The organism is Pseudomonas arcuscaelestis, assembly GCF_016881005.1.
GTDB lineage: Bacteria > Pseudomonadota > Gammaproteobacteria > Pseudomonadales > Pseudomonadaceae > Aquipseudomonas > Aquipseudomonas arcuscaelestis.
In genome coordinates, this window is sequence record NZ_JACOPV010000010.1 from 228,693 (window position 1) to 253,569 (window position 24,877).

General features: G+C 58.1%; 22 protein-coding genes, 1 rRNA gene and 2 pseudogenes. 12 read left to right on the forward strand and 13 right to left on the reverse strand.

The genetic code is table 11. The annotated features are described in order from the left end of the window. Positions 1 to 97: 97 nt before the first annotated feature. Both H8F21_RS17450 and H8F21_RS17455 read right to left on the reverse strand, forming a co-directional pair. Positions 98 to 976: a FecR family protein gene (locus tag H8F21_RS17450; RefSeq protein WP_236043091.1), complete on the reverse strand. Its 879-nt coding sequence runs from the start codon at positions 974 to 976 to the stop codon at positions 98 to 100. A gap of 7 nt (positions 977 to 983) precedes the next feature. Next, a pseudogene (locus H8F21_RS17455) lies at positions 984 to 1,487 on the reverse strand (RNA polymerase sigma factor); the annotation flags it as partial. A gap of 135 nt (positions 1,488 to 1,622) precedes the next feature. On the opposite strand from H8F21_RS17455, the gene H8F21_RS17460 reads away from it, so the two are divergent. Further along, a complete protein-coding gene (locus H8F21_RS17460) occupies positions 1,623 to 2,111 on the forward strand; it encodes an LEA/WHy family protein (protein WP_203481627.1) in 489 nt (162 codons plus the stop codon). Positions 2,112 to 2,123: 12 nt separating this feature from the next. Here H8F21_RS17460 and H8F21_RS17465 read toward each other — a convergent pair whose 3' ends face one another. After that, positions 2,124 to 2,378: a hypothetical protein gene (locus H8F21_RS17465; RefSeq protein WP_136477221.1), complete on the reverse strand. Its 255-nt coding sequence runs from the start codon at positions 2,376 to 2,378 to the stop codon at positions 2,124 to 2,126. A gap of 131 nt (positions 2,379 to 2,509) precedes the next feature. Between H8F21_RS17465 and H8F21_RS17470 the strand changes: the two genes are divergently transcribed. Then, positions 2,510 to 2,830, forward strand: a complete 321-nt coding sequence (locus tag H8F21_RS17470) for an ElaB/YgaM/YqjD family protein (RefSeq protein WP_203481629.1) — start codon at positions 2,510 to 2,512, stop codon at positions 2,828 to 2,830. A 60-nt stretch (positions 2,831 to 2,890) separates the two neighbouring features. Here the strand turns inward: H8F21_RS17470 and H8F21_RS17475 are convergent, their stop codons facing one another. Continuing rightward, the gene (locus H8F21_RS17475) at positions 2,891 to 3,517 is read right to left on the reverse strand and encodes a response regulator transcription factor (protein WP_203481631.1); all 627 of its coding nucleotides are present in this window, start codon (positions 3,515 to 3,517) and stop codon (positions 2,891 to 2,893) included. Then, positions 3,517 to 5,319 carry a PAS domain-containing sensor histidine kinase gene (locus tag H8F21_RS17480; protein WP_328824504.1) on the reverse strand — a complete coding sequence of 601 codons (1,803 nt, stop codon included), beginning with the start codon at positions 5,317 to 5,319 and terminating at the stop codon, positions 3,517 to 3,519. Before H8F21_RS17480 ends, H8F21_RS17475 begins: the two co-directional genes overlap by 1 nt. A 198-nt stretch (positions 5,320 to 5,517) precedes the next feature. Here H8F21_RS17480 and H8F21_RS17485 point away from each other — a divergent pair, with 198 nt between their 5' ends. The 3 genes from H8F21_RS17485 to H8F21_RS17495 all read left to right on the forward strand — a co-directional run bounded on the left by H8F21_RS17485 (position 5,518) and on the right by H8F21_RS17495 (position 10,135). Further along, positions 5,518 to 7,140, forward strand: a complete 1,623-nt coding sequence (locus tag H8F21_RS17485) for an acyl-CoA synthetase (RefSeq protein ID WP_203481635.1) — start codon at positions 5,518 to 5,520, stop codon at positions 7,138 to 7,140. 24 nt (positions 7,141 to 7,164) lie between these two features. Beyond that, positions 7,165 to 8,934 carry an acyl-CoA dehydrogenase C-terminal domain-containing protein gene (locus H8F21_RS17490; RefSeq protein ID WP_203481636.1) on the forward strand — a complete coding sequence of 590 codons (1,770 nt, stop codon included), beginning with the start codon at positions 7,165 to 7,167 and terminating at the stop codon, positions 8,932 to 8,934. Positions 8,935 to 9,124: 190 nt separating this feature from the next. Further along, the gene (locus tag H8F21_RS17495) at positions 9,125 to 10,135 is read left to right on the forward strand and encodes a FecR family protein (RefSeq protein ID WP_203481638.1); all 1,011 of its coding nucleotides are present in this window, start codon (positions 9,125 to 9,127) and stop codon (positions 10,133 to 10,135) included. Positions 10,136 to 10,164: 29 nt separating this feature from the next. On the opposite strand, the gene H8F21_RS17500 is transcribed toward H8F21_RS17495, so the two are convergent. Then, complete coding sequence (locus tag H8F21_RS17500) at positions 10,165 to 11,484, reverse strand: Na+/H+ antiporter family protein (RefSeq protein ID WP_203481640.1); 1,320 nt, start codon at positions 11,482 to 11,484, stop codon at positions 10,165 to 10,167. Between the two features lie 1,402 nt (positions 11,485 to 12,886). Here H8F21_RS17500 and H8F21_RS30050 point away from each other — a divergent pair. Both H8F21_RS30050 and H8F21_RS30055 read left to right on the forward strand, forming a co-directional pair. After that, positions 12,887 to 13,033: pseudogene (locus H8F21_RS30050) on the forward strand (HAMP domain-containing protein); the annotation flags it as partial. A gap of 102 nt (positions 13,034 to 13,135) precedes the next feature. Further along, positions 13,136 to 13,891 carry a methyl-accepting chemotaxis protein gene (locus tag H8F21_RS30055; protein ID WP_413243005.1) on the forward strand — a complete coding sequence of 252 codons (756 nt, stop codon included), beginning with the start codon at positions 13,136 to 13,138 and terminating at the stop codon, positions 13,889 to 13,891. A gap of 6 nt (positions 13,892 to 13,897) precedes the next feature. Here H8F21_RS30055 and H8F21_RS17510 read toward each other — a convergent pair whose 3' ends face one another. Beyond that, positions 13,898 to 15,892 (reverse strand): S8 family serine peptidase, encoded by a 1,995-nt coding sequence (locus H8F21_RS17510; protein ID WP_236043092.1) that lies wholly within the window; start codon positions 15,890 to 15,892, stop codon positions 13,898 to 13,900. Between the two features lie 135 nt (positions 15,893 to 16,027). Here H8F21_RS17510 and H8F21_RS17515 point away from each other — a divergent pair, with 135 nt between their 5' ends. The 3 genes from H8F21_RS17515 to H8F21_RS17525 all read left to right on the forward strand — a co-directional run bounded on the left by H8F21_RS17515 (position 16,028) and on the right by H8F21_RS17525 (position 19,002). Further along, entirely contained in the window at positions 16,028 to 17,044 is a 1,017-nt protein-coding gene (locus H8F21_RS17515) for an ABC transporter substrate-binding protein (protein ID WP_203481646.1), read from the forward strand. Continuing rightward, complete coding sequence (locus H8F21_RS17520; protein WP_203481648.1) at positions 17,041 to 17,907, forward strand: ABC transporter permease; 867 nt, start codon at positions 17,041 to 17,043, stop codon at positions 17,905 to 17,907. Before H8F21_RS17515 ends, H8F21_RS17520 begins: the two co-directional genes overlap by 4 nt. Positions 17,908 to 18,084: 177 nt before the next feature. Beyond that, positions 18,085 to 19,002 carry an AEC family transporter gene (locus H8F21_RS17525; RefSeq protein WP_203481650.1) on the forward strand — a complete coding sequence of 306 codons (918 nt, stop codon included), beginning with the start codon at positions 18,085 to 18,087 and terminating at the stop codon, positions 19,000 to 19,002. A gap of 49 nt (positions 19,003 to 19,051) precedes the next feature. On the opposite strand, the gene H8F21_RS17530 is transcribed toward H8F21_RS17525, so the two are convergent. From H8F21_RS17530 to H8F21_RS17550, 5 genes are all read right to left on the reverse strand, one after another. Then, positions 19,052 to 20,152, reverse strand: coding sequence for a polyamine ABC transporter substrate-binding protein (locus tag H8F21_RS17530; protein ID WP_203481652.1), 1,101 nt, complete (start codon positions 20,150 to 20,152; stop codon positions 19,052 to 19,054). Between the two features lie 114 nt (positions 20,153 to 20,266). After that, positions 20,267 to 21,589, reverse strand: a complete 1,323-nt coding sequence (locus H8F21_RS17535) for a sensor histidine kinase (protein ID WP_203481654.1) — start codon at positions 21,587 to 21,589, stop codon at positions 20,267 to 20,269. Continuing rightward, the gene (locus tag H8F21_RS17540) at positions 21,586 to 22,254 is read right to left on the reverse strand and encodes a response regulator transcription factor (RefSeq protein WP_203481656.1); all 669 of its coding nucleotides are present in this window, start codon (positions 22,252 to 22,254) and stop codon (positions 21,586 to 21,588) included. The genes H8F21_RS17535 and H8F21_RS17540 overlap by 4 nt, the downstream gene beginning before the upstream one ends. Further along, positions 22,254 to 22,568, reverse strand: coding sequence for a PepSY domain-containing protein (locus H8F21_RS17545; RefSeq protein ID WP_203481659.1), 315 nt, complete (start codon positions 22,566 to 22,568; stop codon positions 22,254 to 22,256). Before H8F21_RS17545 ends, H8F21_RS17540 begins: the two co-directional genes overlap by 1 nt. Continuing rightward, positions 22,568 to 22,876 carry a PepSY domain-containing protein gene (locus H8F21_RS17550; RefSeq protein WP_136477238.1) on the reverse strand — a complete coding sequence of 103 codons (309 nt, stop codon included), beginning with the start codon at positions 22,874 to 22,876 and terminating at the stop codon, positions 22,568 to 22,570. The genes H8F21_RS17545 and H8F21_RS17550 overlap by 1 nt, the downstream gene beginning before the upstream one ends. Before the next feature lie 158 nt (positions 22,877 to 23,034). Between H8F21_RS17550 and H8F21_RS17555 the strand changes: the two genes are divergently transcribed. Together H8F21_RS17555 and queD are read left to right on the forward strand one after the other, a co-directional pair. Beyond that, complete coding sequence (locus H8F21_RS17555) at positions 23,035 to 24,114, forward strand: patatin-like phospholipase family protein (RefSeq protein ID WP_203542542.1); 1,080 nt, start codon at positions 23,035 to 23,037, stop codon at positions 24,112 to 24,114. Between the two features lie 52 nt (positions 24,115 to 24,166). Beyond that, positions 24,167 to 24,523: a 6-carboxytetrahydropterin synthase QueD gene (gene queD / locus H8F21_RS17560; protein WP_010226613.1), complete on the forward strand. Its 357-nt coding sequence runs from the start codon at positions 24,167 to 24,169 to the stop codon at positions 24,521 to 24,523. Between the two features lie 160 nt (positions 24,524 to 24,683). Here queD and rrf read toward each other — a convergent pair. Next, a 5S ribosomal RNA gene (gene rrf / locus H8F21_RS17565) occupies positions 24,684 to 24,799 on the reverse strand. Positions 24,800 to 24,877 lie beyond the last annotated feature (78 nt).

A 24,877-nucleotide genomic window follows, 5' to 3' on the forward strand; every position in this document is an offset into this window, starting at 1 on the left:
TACGACGATTGGGCGAAGAAGAACTTGCAGTGCGAAATTGAATATTTTTTAAAGCCACATTCGACCACCACACCCTTCGGCAGGGCCTGCGAAGAGGTCAATAGACCACTGCCAGCCAGGGCAAATAAGTGACTTTCAGTCCATAGCGTTGTTCGAGTGTTCGCAGCAGCCCTTGAGGATCATTGAGATCAAACACGCCGCTGACCTCCATGGCTGACAACTGCTGATCGGACAACACAATGCGCCCATGCTGATAGCGCTCAAGCTCACTCAGCACTTCACGCAAAGGCTTGCCGTTGAAGATCAGCTTGCCGCGTTGCCACGCGGTCAATGCCCCGGCATCCGGCGTGGCCTGCAAGGTTTGCGACCCCACCTGTGCCTCGCCCTGGGCAATGACTACACGGTTGTGCTCGCCGTCACGACGCACACTGAACACTGCCGCGCTGCCCTGCACCGCTTCACCACCGGCCTCGACGATAAACGGACGCGGGTCACGGGCGGGTTCGAACAGGGCCTCGCCTGCTGCAAGCAACACGCGCCGCCGGTCGTTGCTGAAGTCCACCGACAGTGCGCTACCACTGTTGAGCAACACCCGCGAGCCATCTGCCAACGTGATGCGCTGCTGTTGGCCCACGCTGGTGTGGTAATCGGCCAGCAAGGCCGGCGCCTGTTGCCAGGCGCCATAACCTGTCACGGCCAACACCAGCGACGCCGCCAACGCCGCCCGCCAACGCCGACGCGGTGCTCGGTCAGCGGTCAAGGCTGTGGCCGCGCGGGTCTGGCCAAGGTCACCCCACAACGATTCGGCGTCTCGCGCCGCTTCGGCGTGCGCCGCACTGAGCTGACACCAACGCCGGTACCGAGCCCGATCAGCCTCACTGGCATTACCCGAATGCAGCAAGACCTGCCAGTCGAGGGCATCGTCGGACAAATCACTGATGGGTTGCACTGGAGGCATGGCAAGAACGTCAATCATGGTTGTGTTTGAGCCAGTCACGGCAATGGCGCAGGGCCTGGCCGATGTATTTTGCCACCATGCTTTCGGAAACGCCCAACTGTTGTGCAATCTGCGCCTGGGTCAACCCTTCCACACGGTTGAGCAGCAGTGCTTGGCGGGCATTGGGCGAAAGCTGCAACAAAGCCTCGTCCAATTGTTCAAGGCGTTCGCGGGCAAGCAAGGCGGCCTCCGGCACTGGCGCCGGGCATGGCAACCGGCGCACCGCGTCGACGTCATCCAGACTGCCGGCCAACCGCTGCTCGCGACGCAACGTATCGATTGCAAGGTTTCCTGCCACGCGGAAAATGAAGCTGCGCGCGTGCAACACCGGCAGGTCCTGTTGCTCGATCTTTACCAGCTTGAGGTAGGTTTCCTGGGCCACGTCGGCCGCACGCTGACGATCGCTCATGCGCCGGGTCAGAAACTGCAGCAGGTCATCATAATGTTCCTGGAAACTGGCAAGCAGCCCGGACACGGGAGACGTCAACATGGAAGGTTCGAAGGGCCTTGGGAATGAAGAACAGACGTTAATGAGAAACAGTATCGTTCATTCTGTCTGCAGCTTTCAACGTCATCGTGCATTTGTCACACTGAAGACCAATTGCCTGCCTTAGGAGCTGTGCCGATGATCCTCGTTTTCCGTCGCCTGGTGCACCTGTGCCTGGTGCTGACGATGCTGTTGGGCTTGGTCGCCTGCGCTGTGTTTCAGGACCGTGATCCGGTGAACATCAGTGTGATTGGTATCGAGCCGCTGCCCGGCCAGGACCTGGAACTGCGCATGGCGGTCAAGCTGCGGGTGCAGAATCCCAATGAATCGGCTATCGACTACAACGGTATCGCGCTCAACCTTGAAGTCAACGGCCAGCCCCTGGCGGCGGGGGTCAGTGATCAAAGCGGCAGCATTGGCCGCTTCGGCGAGAGCGTGCTGGTGGTGCCCGTGAGCATCACTGCCTTTTCAGTCTTGCGCCAGGCAGTAGGCCTGGGCAAGGTGCAGAACCTCGATGGCCTGCCCTATGTCGTGCGCGGAAAACTGGCAGCAGGCCTATTGGGTACGCGGCGCTTCAGCGACAGCGGGCGACTCGATTTGCCTGCACCGGCCAGAGCCACCTGGTGACGGGTCCTGCTGTTACTTGGCTGCAGCCATCAGCTTGTTGACTTCACTGCGCACCATGTTGGCGAATTCAGGTGGCGACATGCCGTCGAGTTCGGCGCGTACCCATTCAGCCCATTTGCCCTTGCGTCGTGGTTTTTCCGCAATCAGGCGGGCGGCTTCTGCCTTGGCTTTACCGAGGTTGGTTTGCCAGAGTTCGAACAGTCGCGCTTTTTCGTCCTCGATCTGCGCCCGTTCGGCGAAGCTCTTGTTGGCCAGATTGAAACTCATGAGGGGTGTCCTGCCGCTGAAAAATAGGCACTATCTTACACTGTAGCCGCAGGCTCCCGCTAAAACGCTGCAACTTTCGGTGCCCGTCGGTATCCATTGCTCAACGCCCATCAATTGACGAGGAAGTGTAAATGGCCAGGAAAACTCCCGTGCAAGCCAACTCCGAGCAAATCAAGGATCAGGCTTTCAGCGAACTGCAGGCCTTGATCGAAGAATCGGAAAAACTCCTGAACGACAGTGCAGCACTGGTCGGCGAAGAAGCCGAAACGTTGCGCGCGCAGATCGGGCTAAAGCTCAAGCAGGCACGCGAGTCGGTCGGTAGCGTGCGCAGCAAGGCGCAACCGGTGGTTGATGCCACCCAAGACTACATTGGCGGTCATCCGTGGCAGACCGTAGCGATCTCGGCGGGCTTCGGCCTGGTGGTTGGCTTGCTGCTCGGACGCCGCTCGTAGCCTCCTGGGTGGGGCAAGTGGAGGCACCGCAATACTAGCCAACACTTGCCCCGCGATTGATCAGCGTAAGCTCAATGGCTGTACCACTGCACAAGCGATCGCCATTCCCACCAGTGCTGGCAGGTGTTCGGCCTGCATGCGTTTCATGACCCGCGCTCGATACAGGTCCACCGTTTTTACGCTGACTTCAAGCTGCTCGGCGATCTCGCGATTGCTGAAACCCTGAACCAACGGCACGAACACATCTCGCTCGCGAGGGGTCAGGCTATCGATTCGCGCCTGCACCGAGGCGATGGGGCCACTACCCGCCAGGGCCTGACTGGAAAGCTCCAACGCAGCCTGGACGGCATCCAGCAACAGCTGTTCGTTATAGGGCTTTTCGATGAAGTCACAGGCCCCAGCCTTGAATGCCCGGACCACAATCGGAACATCGGCATGGCCACTGAGAAAGATCACCGGCAGATCGACGCCGCGTGCGCGCAAGGCCTCCTGGACGCTCAGTCCACCCATTCCCGGCATTCTCACATCAAGCAGGACACAGGCCGGTAGATCGCCGTCACAGGCGTCCAGAAATGCCTGGCCACTGGTGAAGGGCAACGCCTGTATCCCCAATGACTCCAAAAGCCAGACTGTTGAGTCGAGCATGCCCTGGTCATCATCAACCACATAGACTTTCGGTTGTTGCATCACGCCTCCTCTGTTCCTGCGCTGGCCACAGGCGCCAATTGGCAGCACAAGGTCAGGCCGCCCACTGCCCCCGGCATCGCCTGCAGGGTGCCGCCAAAACCTTCGATGATACTGCGACTCATGCTTAATCCAAGCCCCAGGCCTTCAGGCTTGCTGGTGGTGAAGGGAGTGAAAATACCGTCCAGTCGCTCCGCCGCGACACCCGGTCCCTGATCGCTGACCAGCACCTGTACCTGTCCGCCAACCAGTGCTGCGCTAAGCACAATACGCGAGGGCTGGCCTTGATGTTGTTCGCGGTTGGCGTCCAGAGCATTGCGCAGCAGATTGAGCAGGACTTGTTCAAGCAGTACCCGGTCGGCATACACCTGCGGTAACGGATCAGCCATGTGCTGGACAATGCTCACCCGGTCCCTACTCGCCTCCCAATCGCACAGCCGAACGGCTTCTGCGGCGACATCGGCTATTGCCAGAGCCTGTAGGCGCCGAGGTTCTTTTCGCAGGAAGGCCCGCAGGCGCTTGATCACTTCAGCGGCATGGGTTGCCTGCTCGCTGATTCGGGTCAGCCCTTGCGCCACTCGAGTTGCCGCCTGCGGATCACGATCCAGCGCTTGCAAGTAACGCTGGCTGGCGCCGGCATAATTGACCACCGCTGCCAGCGGCTGGTTGATCTCATGGGCAATACCCGACGCCAATTCACCCAAGGTAATCAGCCGCGCGCTATGGGCCAGTTCATCCTGATGACGGCGCTGCTGGCTTTCGCGTAGCTCACGCTCGGTCATGTCACGAGCCACCAGTGAGTAGTACCGCTCGCCACCATTACCGCGATGAGCCAGCAGCACCAATGACACTGGGAACTCCTGCCCTCCCTGCCAAGGAATCAAACGCGACTCGGCATGCCACACACCGGTTTGTTCGGCACACTGCCAGCCTTCGCGCTCCAGCTGATGTTGCAGGCCGGGGTCCAGCAATGCTTGCAATGAGGGCAACGGATCGACGTCCTGCAGCCCCAGCGCACGCCGCGCCGACAGGTTGAGGTAGCTGAGTCGGCCACCACGGTCGGTAAACAGCACAAGATCAGTATTGGCTTCCACCACCTGCGCCAGGCGCCGGCGGTTTTCTTGCGCCTCGATACGCGTGGTGATATCCCGAGAAACGCTGACAATTTCTACCACTACTCCCGTGTAGGTCTCGCGAATCGCTCGGCTGGCTATCTCGAACCACAAGTCATGGCCATCCCGGTGGCGCACCCGACAGGTCATGGTTTGATAACCATCCTGCTCCAGCGCCTGGGCGGCTTGTTGCAGCGATTGCCGCCGGTCCCGGGGATGAAACAGCGCCTGCACCGCGACGCCGCGCAATTGCTCCGGCCAGTACCCGAGCAAACGGTAGGATGCCGGTGAGGCGTCGAGGAAGCAGCCATCGGGGCTGTGCCGGGATATCAGGTCGGTGGTGTTTTCAGTAATCAGGCGATACAAGCGGCGCGCCTGGCTGGCCTCACGCTCAGTCACGCGCTCGGCCGTCGCATCACGGCAACGCGCCAACACCTGACCCGTTTCGCAATCGGGAACAAAGGTCCAGAGCAGAATCTGCCCAGCCACCAGCGCTTCCACCTCGCTGATCGCCCGTGCCTGGTTCAAACAGGCCGACACCAACGCCGGATAGTTGGCGGGCAACCAATAATCGACGGCGCGTTCAGGCCACGGTCCAAGCATGGCTTGCAGTGCCGGATTGACGGCCAGCAATGTTGCAGAGGCATCCAGAAGCACGCTGGGTTGTGGATCACTGGCAAGTAGAAAAGGCATTGGCATGCTCGAAGGATAGGCGCTGGGGCAATATAGTACTTCTACCATATTGCTATAGTCTATCTTCCAAGTACCATAGAATTCCGCGTAATAATACGACGCCGAAGGGATACCCTTCACGACACCTGATCAGAGCTAACAATCAGCCACCGGGGGTTGCAGTACGCCATATGGGCGCCCCCTGCACAGGAACATTTCATGTCAATTTTCTCCCAGGGCCTGGCGCCCGCCCCTGTCAACCATCAAGCCTTGACCCCCTTGAGTTTCATCGAGCGTACGGCAGCGGTCTACGGCCAGTACCCAGCGGTGATCCATGGCGCCATCCGGCGTAATTGGCAACAGACCTACGAACGCTCACGCCGCCTGGCCAGCGCACTGGCCGGGCGCGGGATAGGTCAAGGCGACACGGTGGCAGTGATGCTGCCCAACATTCCGGCGATGCTCGAAGCGCACTTCGGTGTGCCGATGATCGGCGCGGTACTCAACGCCCTCAACGTGCGCCTGGACGCCGAAGCCATCGCCTTCATGCTCGAGCACGGCGAGGCGAAGGTACTGATCACCGACCGCGAGTTCCACAAGGTTATCGCCGGCGCCCTGGCGTTGATGGAATATCCACCCCTGGTGGTTGATGTTGACGATCCAGAATACGGCGAAGGCCAGGCGGTCAGTAATCTGGACTACGAGGCGTTCCTCGCCGAAGGCGACCCGGCGTTTGCCTGGCAATGGCCCGAGGACGAGTGGCAGGCTATTTCGCTGAACTATACCTCCGGTACAACAGGCAATCCCAAAGGTGTGGTCTATCACCATCGCGGCGCCTATCTCAACTCCCTGGGCAATCAGATGACATGGGCCATGGGCAACCACCCGGTCTACCTGTGGACCCTGCCGATGTTCCATTGCAACGGCTGGTGCTACCCATGGACTGTTACCGCCCTGGCCGGAACCCACGTTTTTCTGCGTCGCGTGGACCCACAAAAAATCCTCACTCTGATTCGCGAGCATCAGGTTACTCACTTGTGCGGCGCCCCCATCGTACTCAATGCCCTGATCAACATGCCCGAGTCTGCCAAGGCGGCGATCGATCACCCAGTCAATGCCATGGTTGCCGGTGCGGCTCCGCCGGCCAAGGTTATTGGTGCGGTGGAAGAAATGGGCATCAAGGTGACCCACGTTTACGGCCTCACCGAAGTCTATGGCCCCGTCACGGTTTGTGCCTGGCACGCCGAATGGGACGAGCATCCGCTGGCGGAACGCGCACGGATCAAATCCCGCCAGGGTGTGCGCTACCCGACCCTTGAAGGCCTGATGGTAGCGGACCCGCAAACACTGGAGCCAGTGCAGCGCGACGGCAACACCCTGGGTGAAATCTTCATGCGCGGCAACACCGTGATGAAAGGTTACCTGAAGAATCCTGAGGCAACCGCCGAAGCCTTTCGCGGCGGCTGGTTCCATACCGGTGACCTGGCTGTCTGGCATGCCGATGGCTATGTCGAGATCAAGGACCGGCTCAAAGACATCATCATCTCTGGCGGCGAAAACATCTCCACCATTGAAGTCGAAGACACCCTGTACAAACACCCGGCAATTCTCGAAGCCGCCGTGGTCGCCCGCCCGGACGAGAAGTGGGGCGAAACCCCCTGCGCCTTCGTCACGCTCAAGGTTGGCTTCGAACAAACCCGCGAAGCGGAGATTCTCGGTTTTTGCCGTGAGCACCTGGCCGGTTTCAAATTGCCCAAGACAGTGATCTTCAGAGAGCTGCCGAAAACCTCTACCGGCAAGATCCAGAAATACCTGTTGCGCGATTGGGCCAAAGCGCTCTGACCTCTTTGACAGCGAGACCCCCGCATGCCTGAATTCAACGCTCCCTTGCGCGACATGCGCTTTGTACTTCACGAAGTGTTCCAGGGCCCGGCCCTGTGGGCACGCCTACCGGCCCTGGCCGAGCGGGTGGATGCCGAAACTGCCGATGCAATTCTTGAAGAAGCGGCAAAAATTACCGCGCAACTGATTGCCCCTCTCAACCGAAGCGGCGATGAGCAAGGCGTTGCCTTCGACGCAGGCCAGGTCAGTACGCCGGATGGATTTGCCCAGGCCTGGAAAACCTACCGCGAAGGCGGTTGGGTCGGCCTTGCCGGCAACCCCGAGCATGGCGGCCTGGGCATGCCGAAGATGCTCGCAGTGCAGTTCGAAGAAATGCTCTATGCCGCCAACTGCAGTTTCAGCCTGTACTCGGCGCTCAGTGCTGGCAGTTGCCTGGCGCTGGACGCTCACGCCAGTGAGGATCTCAAGGCCACTTATCTGCCACCCCTCTATAGCGGGCAATGGGCAGGCACCATGTGTCTGACTGAACCGCATGCTGGCACGGACCTCGGAATCATCCGTACCAAAGCCGAGCCTGAGGTCGATGGCAGCTATCGAATCAGCGGCACCAAGATTTTCATTACCGGTGGCGAGCAGGACCTGACCGAGAACATCATCCACCTGGTGCTGGCTAAACTGCCGGACGCACCGGCCGGCCCCAAAGGTATTTCGCTGTTTCTGGTTCCCAAGTTCCTGGTCAACGCCGACGGTAGCCTGGGCTCGCGCAATCCAGTGCATTGCGGCTCCCTTGAACACAAAATGGGCATCAAGGCCTCGGCCACCTGCGTGATGAACTTCGACGCAGCCACCGGCTACCTGATTGGGGAGGCGAACCGTGGCCTGGCAGCCATGTTCACCATGATGAACTACGAGCGCCTGTCTATCGGCATTCAAGGTATCGGCTGCGCAGAAGCCTCCTACCAGAACGCCGCACGTTACGCTCGGGACCGCCTGCAAAGCCGCGCCGCAACCGGAGCGCAGCTACGCGACAAGGTTGCCGACCCGATTATTGTTCACCCTGATGTTCGGCGCATGCTCCTGACCATGCGCGCCCTGACCGAGGGAGGGCGGGCCTTTGCAACGTATGTCGGGCAACAGTTGGATATTGCCAAGTACGCCGAAAATGCCGAGGAACGCGACCGCGCGCAGCGTCAGGTAGCTTTGTTGACACCTGTGGCGAAAGCCTTCTTTACCGACAACGGCCTGGAAAGTTGCGTGCTCGGCCAGCAGGTGTTCGGCGGCCACGGCTACATTCGTGAATGGGGCCAGGAACAACTGGTGCGCGATGTGCGTATCGCTCAGATCTACGAAGGTACCAACGGGATTCAGGCGTTGGACCTGCTCGGCCGCAAAGTTGTTGCAGATGGCGGTAAAGCGCTGGCTGAGTTCATCGATGAAATTCGCTGCTTCTGTGCAACCAGCACGGCCTATCGAGTGCCTCTGCTCAAGGCAACAAGTGAGCTGGAAAGCCTTAGCCAATGGTTGTGCGAGCAGACTCACAACGATGCCAACGCGGTGGGCGCAGCCTCGGTCGAGTATCTTCAGGCGTTCGGTTACGTGGCCTATGCCTATATGTGGGCGCGCATGGATGCTGTCGCGCAAGAGCGCCTGCCCCAGGACCCACACTTCTACATGGCCAAACGTGCAACCAGCGCCTTCTTCTTTGCCCGGCTGCTGCCACGCACCCTGTCGCTCCACGCCAGCATTCGCGCAGGCAGTCATTCGTTATTCAGCCTCGCAGCCGAGCAGTTCTGAAACTCAGCCGCTACCGTTGGTCGTACAGGGACTCTCGTCATACCCGGTCTTCAGGCGGGGTATGACTGAGAACTCTGTTCTTTTACGGGCAAAGACGGATGAAAATCCTACAACTGATAGTCATTCGCCATTATCTCGGGTTCTCGCCGCCTAGGCTGCAAGGGTAGAATAGGCAAAACCGGGAGCCTTGATGAACCACACCAGCCACAATGGCGACGAACACGATGCCATCACCGATGCCGCCGCGCATTGGTGCCTGCGCCTGCAAGCACCCGACTGCACCGCAGCCGAACGGCTAGCGTTTGAGCAATGGTTGGCCGCCAACCCGCTGCATGCCCAGGAATACCAGGCAATGCTGGAGATCTGGGAGATCTCCGACAATCTGCCGCGCACTGCGACACCTGGCAATGTCATTGCCCTTCCCGATCGTCGTCGCCCCACTGTATGGCGCCATTATGCGGCGGCCGCAGCCATGGTGTTGGCGGCGTTGCCGGCAGGCGCCTGGATCGGCTGGGAGCAAGGCTGGTTACCGAACAACTATCAGTACCTGGAAAGCAGCAACGCCATCAGCCATGTCGTGCTGCCTGACGGCAGTCAGGTGGAGTTGAACCTGGATAGCGAGTTGCGCTTTACCAACTACAAGGATGAGCGCCGGGTCACGCTGGTAAAAGGCGAGGCTTTCTTCAAGGTAAAGCACGACAGCCTGCACCCTTTCGTGGTGCATGCAGCCCATGGCCAGACTCGGGTGACCGGAACCCAGTTCAATGTGTGGAAGTATGAGGACCAAGTCAAAGTAACCTTGGTCGAAGGCTCGGTGCTGGTCAGCAGTGACGTCAGCGATCCCAAAGGTGGTTACCGCCTCGGCCCAGGGATGCAGGCACGCTACAAGTCCGGGGACTACGAGCCGCGCTTGAACCAGACCTACGACAACGACACTAGCCTTGCCTGGCGCAATGGCAAACTGATTCTCGACAACCTGAGCCTGGCCCAGGCCCTGCCGCAGATCAATCGCTACCTGGAGCAGCCATTGAAGCTGGCCGATGAGAGCACCGGCCACATTCGTATCAGTGGAATCTACGACACCACCCAGATCAAGCGTCTGGTCAGCAATTTACCCAAAGTGCTGCCGGTGTACCTGACCCGCAACAAAGACGGCAGCATGCTTTTGAACCGTATCTCGCTGCCGCCTGCACGGGGTTGAGCGTTGCGCTCAACCCCAATTGACTGAAACTACAGTGTCATTGCCGCCAGCCAGCCAAATGCCAACAACGGCAGGTTGTAATGGATAAAGGTCGGCACCACAGTGTCCCAGATATGGTGATGCTGGCCATCAACGTTCAAACCAGAAGTCGGGCCGAGTGTCGAGTCCGAGGCAGGCGACCCTGCATCGCCCAGTGCGCCCGCGGTGCCGACAATGCATACGGTCGCAACCGGATCGAAACCCAACTGAACACACAGCGGCACGAAGATCGCGGCAAGAATCGGCACGGTCGAAAACGACGAACCAATGCCCATGGTCACCAGCAAGCCCACCAGCAGCATCAACAGTGCGCCGATACCTTTGCTGTGATTGATCCACACCGCAGAGGCCTCGACCAGGCTGTTAACCTCGCCGGTGGCCTTCATGACTTCAGCAAAGCCGGAGGCGGCGATCATGATGAAGCCGATCATGGCCATCATTTTCATCCCTTCGGTAAACAGGTCGTCGGTTTCCCTCCAACGCACGATGCCTGATACCGAGAAAATCAGAAATCCGGCCATTGCACCGATAATCATCGAGTCCAACCACAGCTGAATGATGAACGCCGCGCCAATGGCAACGCCGGCAACCAGTAGGGTCATCGGGTTGTAGCGCACTGCCACCTGCTCGACTTGCTCGATTTTTTCCAGGTCATAGACACGTTTCTTGCGATAGCTGAAAAGCACCGCCACCAGCAGGCCAAAAAGCATGCCCGCTGCAGGAATAGCCATGGCGTGTGTCACATTCACCGCGCTGACATCCACGCCACTGCGACTGACGTTGGCCAGCAGGATCTCGTTGAGGAAGATATTGCCAAACCCCACCGGCAAGAACATGTAGGGCGTGATCAAGCCAAACGTCATGACACAAGCGACCAAGCGCCGGTCGATCTGCAGTTTGGTCAATACATACAGCAATGGCGGTACCAGCAATGGAATAAAGGCAATGTGGATGGGCAGAATGTTCTGTGAGGAAATCGCCACCACCAACAACAGACCGATCAACAGCCATTTGACCTTGCCAGTGTTGGCATGGCCTTGCTGCCCCACCATCGCCAGAATACGGTCAGCCAGGGCATGGGCCATACCGGATTTGGCAATTGCCACGGCAAAGGCACCGAGCAAGGCATAGGACAAGGCAACCGTGGCCCCACCACCCAAGCCACCGTTGAACGCCTTGAGCGTTCCTTCAATCCCCAGGCCGCCCACCAATCCGCCCGCCAACGCACCGACGATCAGGGCGATCACCACATGCACGCGGGACAGACTCAAGATCAGCATGATGCCGACCGCGGCAATAACTGCATTCATTCCTGTGACCTCTAGAAACCAGACAAAAAGCGACCGATTCGGCGACAAACTGCCCTGGAGCAGTGGCCGAACGACGGTATTTTTATGGAGGGCGCACACTCTGAAGCAGGCCCTTGCGCTTGTCAAAGTTCGAAAGTCGAATGTTGTCGTAGGAATGAACGAAAACGACGCATTTAAATTGACCGTTTGAATAAAGAAGGGAGCTTGTCCGCCGATAACGTTGGCAGCCCCAATCTTTTTTGGATCAAAGGACTTCGCCATGTCGTTCAGACAACTTTCCATTCAGTGGAAAATTACCCTGCTGGCCGGTTTGTGCCTCGCCAGCATCGTTACTCTGCTGGTTGGCCTTTCGTTGTACCGCATGGAGCACAGCTCGGAGCTGGTCAAGACCAGCAGCATGCAAATGCTTACCGAAGCCGCTCAGGGACGCATCGAATCCCAAGGCGAAGTCCAGGCCTTGAACATTCGTCGACAGTTCATGGATGCCTACCAGTACGGTGCCGGTTTCTCCCGCCAGGTGCTGTTTCTGCGCGAGCAGGCCGAAAAGCGTTTTCTCGACGCCTTTGATCTGCGTGAAGACCTTACCCGCCAGGTGCGCGCAGCACTGCAGGCCAATCCCGACCTGCTCGGATTGTCGCTGGTGTTTGAGCCCAATGCACTGGACAACAAGGACGAACTGTTCGCCAACCAGGAGCAACTGGGTAGCAACGAACAAGGCCGCTTCTCCTTGTACTGGTCGCAACCGACTCCAGGCAAGCTGACGTCCATGACCCTGCCGGAAAAAGACCTCGCCGATACCAGCATCGGCCCGAGCGGCGAACCGGCCAACACCTGGTCTGTATGCCCACGCACAACCCGCAAGACGTGCGTCATCGAACCCTATTTTTATGAGATAGCCGGCCAGCAGGTGCTGATGACCAGCATCGTGTTTCCATTGATGGTGGCCGACAAGGTAGTCGCCACGCTGTCCATCGACATCAACCTCAACAGCTTGCAGGCCATGAGTCAGCAAGCCAGCAGCAATCTCTACCAGGGTCAGACCCAGGTGAGCATTCTCAGCCCTGTGGGCTTGCTCGCCGGTCACAGCCCGGACGCCAAGAAGCTGGCCCAGCGCTACGACCAGGTCGACACCGAGAACGGTGCCGAACTGATTCGCCTGCTGGCAGACAGCAAAGCACTCAACAGTCTTCATCATAAAGACCGCCTCAAAGTCCTGGCGTCTTTCTCCCCTATCCCGGGCAGCAAGTCCTGGGGCGTTCTGCTGGACGTACCGGAAAGCGCTCTGACGGGCCCAGCAGAAGCCTTGAAGCAGGAACTCGATAACAGCAACACCAGCGGCACCCTTCTTGAGTTGGGCCTGGGTGCCCTGGCTGCCGTGGTTGGCCTGCTGCTGATCTGGCTGATGGCCAAGGGTGTAACCCGCCCGATCCTTGGCGTAGCAGCCATGCTCAAAGACATCGCCAGCGGTGAGGGTGATCTTACCCGCCGGCTGCAATACGACAAGCAAGACGAACTGGGGGAGCTGGCAGGTTGGTTTAACCGCTTTCTCGACAAACTGCAGCCAACCATTGCCGAGGTCAAACGTTCGGTTCAGGCAGCCCGTGACACTGCCGACCAGTCATCTGCCATCGCCAGCCAGACCAGTGCAGGCATGGAGCAGCAATATCGCCAGGTGGATCAAGTGGCCACTGCCTCCCACGAGATGAGCGCCACCGCACAGGATGTTGCGCGCAGTGCCGCCCAGGCCGCTCAGGCGGCGCGCGAAGCCGACCAGGCAACTCAGCAGGGCCTTTCGGTAATCGATCGCACCACCAGCAGTATCGATACCCTGGCTGCCAACATGAGTACCGCTATGGCGCAAGTTGAGGGCCTGGCCGAAAACAGTGACAAAATCGGTTCGGTGCTTGAAGTCATCCGCTCCATCGCCGAACAGACCAATCTGCTGGCCCTCAATGCCGCCATCGAGGCTGCTCGTGCCGGTGAGGCGGGCCGTGGATTTGCGGTGGTCGCCGATGAAGTACGCAACCTGGCCCGCCGTACTCAGGAGTCGGTGGAAGAAACCCGTCAGGTGATTGAAGAACTGCAGGCCGGTACTCGCGAAGTGGTTGGCGCCATGGACAACAGCCATCGCCAGGCTCAAGGCAGCGTCGAGCAAGTCAGCCAGGCAGTCACCGCACTGCAGCAAATCGGCAATGCGGTGACTGTGATCAGTGACATGAATCTGCAGATCGCCAGTGCCGCCGAAGAACAAAGCGCTGTCGCCGAGGAAATCAACAACAACGTCGCGACCATCCGCGACGTGACGGAATCGCTCTCCAACCAGGCCAATGAATCGGCGCGAGTCAGCCAATCACTCAATAGCCTGGCCAACCAACAGCAAGGGCTTATGGATCAGTTCCGCGTCTGAGCCCTTTCAGAGCTCATCCCTGGGTGGGTGGAACCTGCCACCACCCAGGATTTTATCGAGCAGGACCAATGTGCCATGCACGTCGGGCCTTGCCCCCATTGGTGCAACGTCCGAGTAAGGCAAGGTGGCATCCCTGTAGCCTGCCTGCATGACCAACAGATGCATCTGATCGGCGTTCAGATAGATGTGGTGCTGTTCCATGGCATAGGACTGGATCAAGCTCAATGCGCCGGTGACCAAGGGCGTGGCACTCGAGGTTCCAGCGTAATGGGCGGTGTAATCCCTGTCATCGCCAGACTTGTCCTGCAGATCACCACCCCCTAGGGTTACCACACTATCCCCCCAGGAGTTGAGCATTCGATACGGGTAATTGAAGTTCGAATACTGATGGGGTTTGCCATCCCACGACTGGCACGCCCCCACCACGATCGCCTCCGCGTCTCCGTGATTATCAAAGTAGCGCCAGTCTGCAAGGTTGACCCCGTAGTGCGCAGTCGTACCTTTATCGGTAAGGCTTTTCGAACTGCCATTGGCTGCCGCGAACACGACTACCGCTCCGCGCTCGGTTAGCGCTTTAGTCATGTCCCACCAGTCCCGCTCATGCAGTGATGGCAAGAAGGTGGACAAAACGCTCGGGTTCGCCGATTGCCGATTGATGGCCACGATATCTCCGGGCTCGACGTAACGCAGAAGATCCTTCGGGGTTCGCACACGAGATGCCTGGTCCCGCGCACGATTGTTGTAGAGATAAAGCTCGCTGGCGTGGCAAATACCGGTCATCCCGAGCGCATTGGGGGTAGCCAACAGAATTCCCACTGACTTGGTGCCATGACCGGGATCATCGTTGGGCTGTTGGGTGATGATCCTGAGGTTGGGATTGCCCTTCAGATCCTCGTGGTCTGGAAACAAACCACCATCTGAAAAGTGCACCCTTGCCCCTTTTCCGGTTACCTGATGGGCCCATGCCTTGCGCACATTCATGCCCTTGTACCTGATGCCGGGTTCATCAAGGTAAGTCTGCAAGGCTTCGAAATCGGGCGTTGGCTGGGCTTCGTCATAGGCGTTATTGCCAGCCACTACCGCTGCGCCAGTGAGCAAGGTCGCCAGCACCGCCGCGGCACCTGCGACAACCACAGCCGACTCGACTTCAGGCGCTACAAATTGGAGAGACTCAAGATAGTCCAGCGCCTCCAAGGTCTGGATCAACGCAACATAGGTATCATTGAGCATGCTTGAAGGCTGGTCCAGATAGCAGTAAGCGCCGAGCACGGCCAACTTATCGTCGTAACGCTCCTGCGGGCCCAAAAGAGGACGTGGATCAATTACGTCTTTGAGCGTAGGCCAGAGGCGCACAAGATCGGAACCGGAGTCGGGTTCAAGCTCGGCCAGGAAACGCTCCAGCCCTCCCTCGAAGAACTTGAGCAGCAAAGTCGGATAGGACACACCTGGGGCCACAAAGGGAAACGGTTTCAGCGATCCGCCCCACGGATCCTCCACCTCCCCTGTCTCATCTGCCAATTCGTTGCCCTGTACTTCCGGCACCGACCTTCTACGCCTGCTGTTGCCAGTCGCCAGCGGTACAGTATCGAGGATGCTCCTGCCCAACTCCCCTTCATTGATAACAATGACCAAGGGTTCCATGAGCAGCGAGTGGTGTTCATCGACAGGTACATCGGATACATCGTCCTTTATCCTGATTCGCGGTCTGATGGTGTAGGTGCCTGTCGCAATCGCGCCTTGGAGCGTGGCAGGACAGCCATGATCACGCATCGCACCACTGTGGGCCTGGGAGTACACCGACTTGGCATCGACCTGGACAGGACCATCGGGCCCGAACTTTTCCAACTCATAACGGATACTTTTCACCTTACCAAGACCACTGCCAATACAGCGTACGTGAAACTTTCCATCAAAGCGGAAGTTGCGGTAGTAAACAAAACTCACATCAAGACTCATGGGCTTCCCCCTTAAACGTCTCATCTCCATGCCCTGGCCGGGCATACCGGCTTACATGCTTGCCCGGCCCAGCCATGTCATGCAGATAGAAGACCTTCCCGATGCAGCCCCTTCACCGACCCGACCAACCTCGTCGTCTACACTTTCCCGAATCCGTGTAACTGCCAACCACGAGGCCCCATGAAGAAAATTGTGATGCTACTGGCCGGTCTGCTATTCGCCTGTGGCCTGACCGGTATCGTCAGTGCTTCAGCCAACGAATCGAAGAAGACCATCCATTTCGGCGATATCACCTGGGAAAGCGGTAGCCTGACCACCGAAATCCTGCGCCTGATCGTCGAGAAGGGTTATGGCTATTCAACCGATACCCTTCCGGGCAGCACTGTCAGCATGGAGGTGGCTCTGGCCCGCAACGATATCCAGGTGATTGCCGAAGAATGGGCAGGCCGCAGCCCGGCGTGGATCAAGGCCGAGCAAGCCGGGCAGGTCTTTGCCATCGGCGACACGGTAAAGAACGCCGATGAGGGCTGGTATGTGCCTGAATATGTGATCAAAGGTGATCCTGCGCGCAACATCAAACCGTTGGCACCAGGGCTGCTCTCGGTGAGCGACCTCAAGCAGTACAAGTCAGTGTTCAGCGATCCCGAGGCGCCTGAAAAGGGTCGCTTTCTCAATAGCCCCAGCGGCTGGACCTCCGAAACCGTCAACAGCCAGAAGCTCAAGGCCTATGGGCTGGAAAACGACTATGTGAATTTTCGCAGTGGTTCCGGCGCAGCCCTGGATGCCGAAGTGACCTCGGCTATTGGTCGCGGCAAGGCGGTGCTGTTCTACTACTGGTCGCCCACACCGCTTATGGGACGATTCTCGCTGGTGCGCCTGGAGGAACCAGCGTTCAACGAAGCCGCCTGGAGAACCCTGACCGACGCCAGCAACCCTAGCCCCCAAGGCAGCCGCTCGCTGCCAGCGAAGCTCTCGATTGGCGTCTCGGCGCCCTTTCATAAAGACTATCCGGAGCTGGTCGTTTTTTTCGCCAAGGTTGACTTGCCTATCGATATCCTCAACAAAACCTTGGCGCAGATGAGCGAAAAGCGCGAGTCGGCCAAGGACGCTGCCGTGAACTTCATGCGTGATCAGCCTGCCATCTGGAAAGCCTGGTTACCCGATGACGTGGCACAGAAAGTCGAGGCTGGCCTGTGAATGGAGGCTTTCCGCAATCCCTGCATTTCTCCTTCGCTGACAGCGTTAACCGTTTTGTCGACTGGCTGGTCCTAAGCTACGGCGACCAGTTGCGCAGCGTTTCAGACAGTCTATTGCAATTGTTGGTCGGTCTGGAAAACCTGTTGCGCGCGACGCCTTGGTGGCTACTGCTGCTGATCGTCGCGCTGCTTACCTGGCACGCAAGCCGCAGCATTGTTCGTGCGCTGGTACTCACCAGCTTGCTGTTTCTGATCGGCGTTATCGGTTTGTGGGACAAGCTCCTGCAAACCTGCGCCCTGGTCCTGGTAAGCACAGGCCTGTGCATCCTCATCGGTGTACCGCTGGGTGTATTGCTGGCCAGCCGCCCGCGCGCCCGCCAGTTGATGATGCCAGTTCTCGATGTCATGCAGACGCTGCCAAGCTTTGTCTACCTGATCCCGGTGCTGATGCTATTTGGCCTGGGCAAGGTTCCGGCGATCTTCGCCACCCTGATCTATGCCCTCCCACCTCTGGTACGCCTGACCGAACTGGGCCTGTCGCAAATCGACCCATCCCTGACTCAGGCGGCGCAAGGGCTTGGAGCCGGTCGCTGGCAACGTTTGCGACGGGTCATGTTACCGCTGGCCATGCCGAGCATCATGGCCGGCCTCAACCAGTCAGTGATGATGGCGCTGTCAATGGTCGTGGTCGCTTCGATGATCGGTGCGCGTGGCTTGGGTGAAGATGTACTGGCAGGTATTCAAACGTTGAATGTGGGCAAAGGTGTCGAGGCAGGGTTGGCGATAGTTGCGCTGGCCATGGTGATCGACCGGATCACCCAGGCTTACGGACAGTCGAAGGCTAGCGCTTTCAATCAGCGCTGATCATCCGCCATGATGAACGCTCCCACCACGTCGATGCCGCGATCACAACCGAAACAATACCGCCCTACGTCGAAATCTGGACTTCCCCCCACTTTACCTTGCACATGCCAGTAGTCGTCGGCGCCACCTGACCGCAGTTTTGAAGTCCACCTTGCGCCAACATAGGGAAATCGCCTGATGCTGAACCTGATCCTCGCCACCATCGTGCCTATCGCCTTGCTGATCGCACTGGGGCGTGCACTGAGGAGCCACGGGTTTCTCGGCGAAGCATTCTGGCCCGCCGCCGAACGCCTGAGCTATTTCGTATTGTTACCCGCGTTGTTCACCCATGGCCTGGCTACTGCTGATCTTGGCGGGCTGCCAGTGCTCGACATGGTAACTGTGCTGTTGCTTTCGACCCTGATTGGCGGGAGCCTGCTGGTGCTGTGCAAGAGCCTGGTGGCTGACGATGGTGCCAGCTTTACATCGGTTTTCCAGGGTGGCGTGCGGTTTAACAACTACATCGGCGCAACATTGGCCGCCGGAATTTATGGCACCGGCGGTATCGCTCTGGCAGCAGTGGCGAATGCTGCCATCGTGCCAACGGTGAACATCCTGTGCGTGATGGTATTTGCACGTTACAGCGGTATACGTAGCTCGCCCGCCAGCGTCATCAAGGCAATTTTCAGCAACCCGCTGATTGTCGGGTGCGCCGCCGGTATTGCCCTGAGAGTCACCGGTATCGGCCTTCCAGCGGGTATCGAACCGACCATCAAGGCGCTCGGTCAGGCTGCGTTGCCACTGGGTTTACTATGCGTGGGGGCAGCACTGGGCAGCAGCGCGCAAGGGCTTGGTCCTCGCCCGCTAGTGGCCGCCTCGTTGTTCAAGTTCGTGGTCCTGCCATTAACTACCTACGGCGTGTGCCAGCTGTTCGGGCTTAGCGGCCAAGCGGCAATCGTCGCCCTACTGTTTCAGGCACTGCCAACGGCGTCGTCGTCTTATGTAATGGCCAGGCAGATGGGCGGCAACGCTCCACTGATGGCCAACATCATTGCCTTGCAAACCTTGCTGGCAGCGCTGACCCTGCCGATAATGCTGAGCCTGACCCTGACTTGAACCTGCATGGCGTGCACGGTAGTGGTGCCATGCACGCAGGCAGCAAAGGCTATTTATCCGACTTGATGCTGGTCCAGACACGCGTGCGTACACGCTCAAGCTTCTGTGGCAGCGGTTGCACTACATACAGCTTTGTCAGTGCTTGCGAGGTGGGCGTCAGGTTGGGGTTGCCGGTGATCTCGGGGTTTATCAGCGCCAACGAATCTTTGTTGGCATTGGGATAGCCGAGGAAATCGCTGATCGGGGCAATGACGTTCGGATCCATCAGATTGTTGAGGAATTCATGGGCCTCAGCCACGTTTTTCGCACTTTTGGGAATCGCGAACGTGTCGAACCAGATTGGCGCACCTTCTTTGGGCAAACGCCAGTCGACCACGACGCCATTACCTGCCTCTTTAGCGCGGTTGCCAAACTGGTAGAAGCTTCCGGAATAGCCAATGGCCACGCAGATATCGCCATTGGCGATGTCGGTCATGTATTTGGCAGAATTGAAATAGGTGACATAAGGACGAACCTTGAGCATCAAGGCCTTGGCCTTTTCGTAGTCCTCAGGGTTTTGGCTGTTGGGATTCAGTCCGAGGTAGTGCAACGCAAGCGGCAAAATCTCCGAAGGTGAATCAAGCATTGCCACCCCACAGGATTTGAGCTTCTGCATGTTCTCCGGCTTGAATACCAAGTCCCAGCTGTCCACTGGCGCCTGTTCACCCAACGCAGCCTTGACCTTGGCTGGATTGAAACCAATCAACACCGTGCCGTACATATAGGGGACGCCGTACTGGTTGCCCGGATCATTACTGTCGAGCAGCTTGAGCAATACCGGGTCCTGATGACTCCAGTTGGGCAACTTGCTCTTGTCCAGCTTCTGAAAGACGCCGGCCTTTATTTGGGTATCGAGAAACTGATTGGAAGGCACGACCAGATCGTAGCCCGAATTGCCGGTAAGCAGCTTGGCTTCCAGGGATTCGTTGGTATCGAAGGTATCCCAGGTGACCTTGATACCCGACTTGGCAGCAAAGTCCTTGGGCACCGATGGCAAGATATAGTCAGCCCAGTTGTACACCCTCAACTCTCGCACTTCAGCATTCACGGTGCCGGCTAACAGCGTCAAAGCTCCGGCGCCGACAGCAAGTATACGTTTAAGTGTGGCCATGGATTGTTTCCCCCAAGTTTGGCCTTCAGATTCTTGCTGAGCGTTTTGCCGGTTTACAGTGTGTGGTTGGCCAAAAAGAGATCGCAATGGCCATTTTCGTGTAACTACGTTGCCCTAGTGCTCCGCCCTCGCTGGCAGTTCTATGTTGACACGCAAGCCTCCCAAGGGACTGTCTTGCAGGGTCATGTGCCCACTCCAGACTTCGACGATGTCGCGCACGATGCCCAGGCCCAGGCCATGACCATCGATCTGTTCATCAAGCCGGGTTCCACGCTCGAGAACTTGCTCGCGCTCCGACACAGGTATTCCAGGCCCATCATCGTCGACAACAAGCAGGTAGCGACCCGGTTGCTCCTCGATGCTCAAACGCACTTCGCTGTCGGCCCACTTGCAGGCGTTGTCGAGCAAGTTTCCGAGCAGTTCGAGCAAGTCTTCGCGATCCCACGGCAGCACTAGACCGGGACGTACCTGCTGACTCAGCTGCAAACCGTGGCCATGGATCATACTCAGGGTCGAAAGCAGCCCTGGCAGCTCGGCATCGCAATCAAATTGCGCACCCGGCAACGCATCACCCGCGAGCCGCGCACGATTGAGCTCACGGCTAAGGCGCTGCTGGATCTGCTGCAGTTGTTCGCGCAATTGCACGCGTACCTGCGGTGCATCCTTGAGTTGCTCGCTGGAGGCCAGACTCAAGAGCACCGCCAACGGTGTCTTCAGTGCGTGGCCAAGATTGCCCAAGGCATTACGTGAGCGACGCAGACTGTCTTCGGTATGGGCCAGCAGATGGTTGATCTGCGCGACCAAGGGTTCGAGCTCGCTGGGCACCTGTGTGTCGAGCTGAGAGCGCTTGCCTTGCTGCAACTGAGCAATCTGCACGCGTACGCGTTCGAGTGGACGCAGCGATCGTGTGACAGTAATGCGCTGCAGGATCAACACCAGGATCAGCGCAACCAGCCCCATTCCCAGGCCGATCTGCTTCATGCGCCGAAACTGATCCCGCACCGGGGTGTAATCTTGAGCCACGCTGATTGCAATGGACTGACCAAAGCGCCGGTAGTCGCTGCGCAATACCAACAGTTGCTGGTTTTCGGGCCCTAACTCCAGGTCTGTGTACAGGCCGCTATTGGCCGGTGCAGGCATATCGAGGTCCCAAAGTGAACGAGAGCGCCAACTCTTGCCGTCAAAGTCGATGCGAAAGTAATAGCCGGAAAACGGTCGTTTGTAGGCCGAAGATATACGCCGCTCATCCAGCTCAAGACCAGATTGCCCTTGCACCATCGCGATGAGCAGGTTCTCGCTCTCTTTGCGCAATCCCGTCTCCAGGTATCGCTGCAGCCCTACCTCAAACAACCACAGGCTCAACTGCGCCAGCGCCAGGCCTACCAGCACCAGTACCGCAATCAAGCCAAGGCTCAAACGCGCCTGAATCGACTTCACCCGGCGCTCCCTGCATAGCGATAGCCTTGACCCCGTCGTGTTTCAATCACGTCACGGCCAAGTTTTCTACGCAAGTGGTTGACGTGGACCTCCAGCACATTGGAGTCGCGCTCGGTCTCACCGTCATACAGGTGCTCTGCCAGATGGCTTTTGGAAAGAATTTGCTGCGGATGCAGCATGAAATAACGCAAAAGCCGAAATTCTGCGGCCGTAAGCTGGATATCGACTCCGTCGCGCGTCACACACTGGCGTCCTTCATCCAGTTGCAGGCCGGCAGCTTCCAGGGTTGACTGGTTGGCCAGGCCTCGCGCGCGGCGAAGTAACGATTGAACCCGCAGCATCAGTTCTTCAGGATGAAACGGCTTGCTCAGGTAGTCGTCTGCACCGGCTTTCAAGCCCTCGATGCGCTCAGCCCAGGAACTGCGAGCGGTGAGGATCAGCACAGGCGTCAGCAACCCACCGGCGCGCCACTGTGCCAGTACTTCAAGGCCTGACAATCCAGGTAGACCGAGGTCGAGAATGATCAGGTCATAGGGTTCGCTGCTTCCCTGATAGACCGCATCCCTGCCATCGGCCAACCAGTCGACTGCATAGCCTTGGCGCTGTAGGCCTTGGATCAATTCGTCCGCTAATGGGACATTGTCTTCGACCAGTAAAAGGCGCATCAATCATCTTCCTCGTCTTTGAGCAACACTCCATTGGATGCGTTGAGTTTGATCTCACGCACCACGCCTTCCGGGGTCAACAACTCGACTTCGTATTCGTAGCGGTCGTGTTTCTCTTCAAGTTCGGCCTCCAATAACTTCGCCCCGGGATAGCGTCCCAGGGCGTCGTTGAGGAGTTGTTCCAACGGCAGGATTACGCCCTGCTGCCGCAGCTTCAGGGCTTCATCCTGGTCAAGATCACGGGCTACGGCCAGCGAGCTCAAGGCTAACAGCGCAACGAGAACCGTCTGTGCTGATCGCAGTCGTACGGTCATTAGTTGTCTCGAGCGTCCTTGAGGATTTCACCGGTCTTGGCATCGAAATCGACGTCCCACTCAACATTCTGAGCATCGCGAAGCTCAACCTTGTAAATATAGCGACCGTACTCGTCTTCCAGTTCCGAATCGGTAACGGTGGCACCTGGGTGCTTGGCCACGGCCTTAGCTTTCAGCTCATCCAGCGACATGATGGTCTTGGCCTGGACCAACTTCACAACTTCATCAGGCTGTACGTCTTTCGCCAAGGCAACGTTGGCACTAAGAGCAAGGGCAGCGGTGGCGAACAGGGCAGTCAAAGTTTTCATGAGTTCTCTCCGTTGAGATCAGAATGTTTCTACGAGGACTAGATTAACCAACAGAACTTAATTGAAGCTGAAAACAACTGGCGACATGATAGCGCACCCCTGGCCCACAACAGGACCACCGTTCTCTATAATTGCCTGTTCCAGACAGCGAGACTCGAATGAGCGCGATCCATATCAAGTATCCAGCGCTGACCTTCAAGGCAGGCAGTCAGGCCTTGCGGCGCATCCGAGAATGCGGACTCCAAGCAGCCGATGTCGGTGTGCTACCCGGCGCAGCAGGCGGCCCAAAAGCGCTCGGCATCCAGGGCCTGGATCTGGCGCTGTTCGGTCAGTGGCTGCCCAGTGCCCCCCGTGAGCGCGCTTTGATTGGTGCATCCATCGGCTCCTGGCGCTTCGCTAGCGCCTGCCTGCCCAACCCAGCCGAGGCACTGCAGCGCTTGGGACAGCTTTACACCGAGCAAGACTTTGCCAAGGGTGTAACCCAGGCCGAAGTCAGCCGCAGTTGCCGAGGCATGCTCGATGAGTTGCTGCAAGGACGTGACGCACAGGTTCTCCAAAGCCCGGATTACCGGCTTAATATAATGGTGGTCAAAAGCCATGGCCTGTTGGCACATGATCACCGCGCACGCTTGGGAATGGGCCTGTCTTCGGTGATCGCCGACAACCTGATCGGACGACCTCGATTGGCCAGGCACTTTGAGCGAATCATTCTCCACGACGCCCGAAGCGTGCCGCCTTTGCAGCCACTGACCGATTTTCCATCACGCTGTTTACCGCTGGATGTCAGTAACCTGCGCCACGCGTTGCTCGCTTCTGGATCGATACCGATGGTAATGGAAGGTGTGCGTGACATCCCCGGCGTAGGCGTGGGCACTTACCGTGATGGAGGTCTGCTGGATTACCACTTGGACTTGCCGTATCGGGGCGATGACATTGTGTTGTACCCACACTTCACCGACAAAGTGATTCCTGGGTGGTTCGATAAAGCCCTGCCTTGGCGGCGAGGAGATGGCCAACGCTTGCGCAATGTATTGTTGCTTGCGCCCTCGGCTCAATACCTTGCGGCCCTGCCCTACGGCAAGCTACCTGATCGCAGCGACTTTAAACGTTTTATGGGCGATGCCAGCGGCCGTCAACGTTACTGGCACAAAGCAATGTCCGAAAGCCGGAGATTGGGTGATGAGTTACTGGAGCTGGTAGAAACCGGAAGGCTGCATGCGCAACTGCAACCTTTGTAACGACCGTACTGGTAAACTGCATACCAGCATAGGCTTTTAGAGTTGAGACAACGTGGAAATTTTCAAAGAGTTTACCTTCGAGTCGGCACACCGTCTTCCACACGTCCCTGAAGGACACAAGTGTGGGCGTCTGCACGGCCACTCGTTCAAGGTTGCCCTGCACCTGACCGGCCCACTGGACCCGCACACGGGCTGGATTCGTGATTTTTCCGAGATCAAGGCAATCTTCAAGCCGCTGTACGAACAACTGGACCACAACTATCTGAATGATATCCCTGGCCTGGAAAATCCTACCAGTGAAGTCATCGCCAAGTGGATATGGGACCAGGTCAAACCGTTGCTGCCAGAGTTGTCGAAGGTGCGCATCCATGAGACTTGCACCAGTGGTTGCGAGTATTACGGCGACTGAGTCTGCACTCGCTGTGATCAATCCACCCTGCGGGGTGGATTTTTTTGCCCATCGATCTGCGGGTGCACAGCTAACGTACACCGCCACAGTGTCGGGGTTTATGGTCGCGGAAAAGACAAAACCCCTACCTGCATGCGCAGATAGGGGTTTCGGAATTTAATCTTGACGATGACCTACTCTCACATGGGGAAACCCCACACTACCATCGGCGATGCATCGTTTCACTACTGAGTTCGGGATGGGATCAGGTGGTTCCAATGCTCTATGGTCGTCAAGAAATTCTGTTGCCAGAAGGTCTTGTTAGACACTCCAGCGAATCGGGTATGTGATGTTTGTGAGTTGCAAACTTTCGGT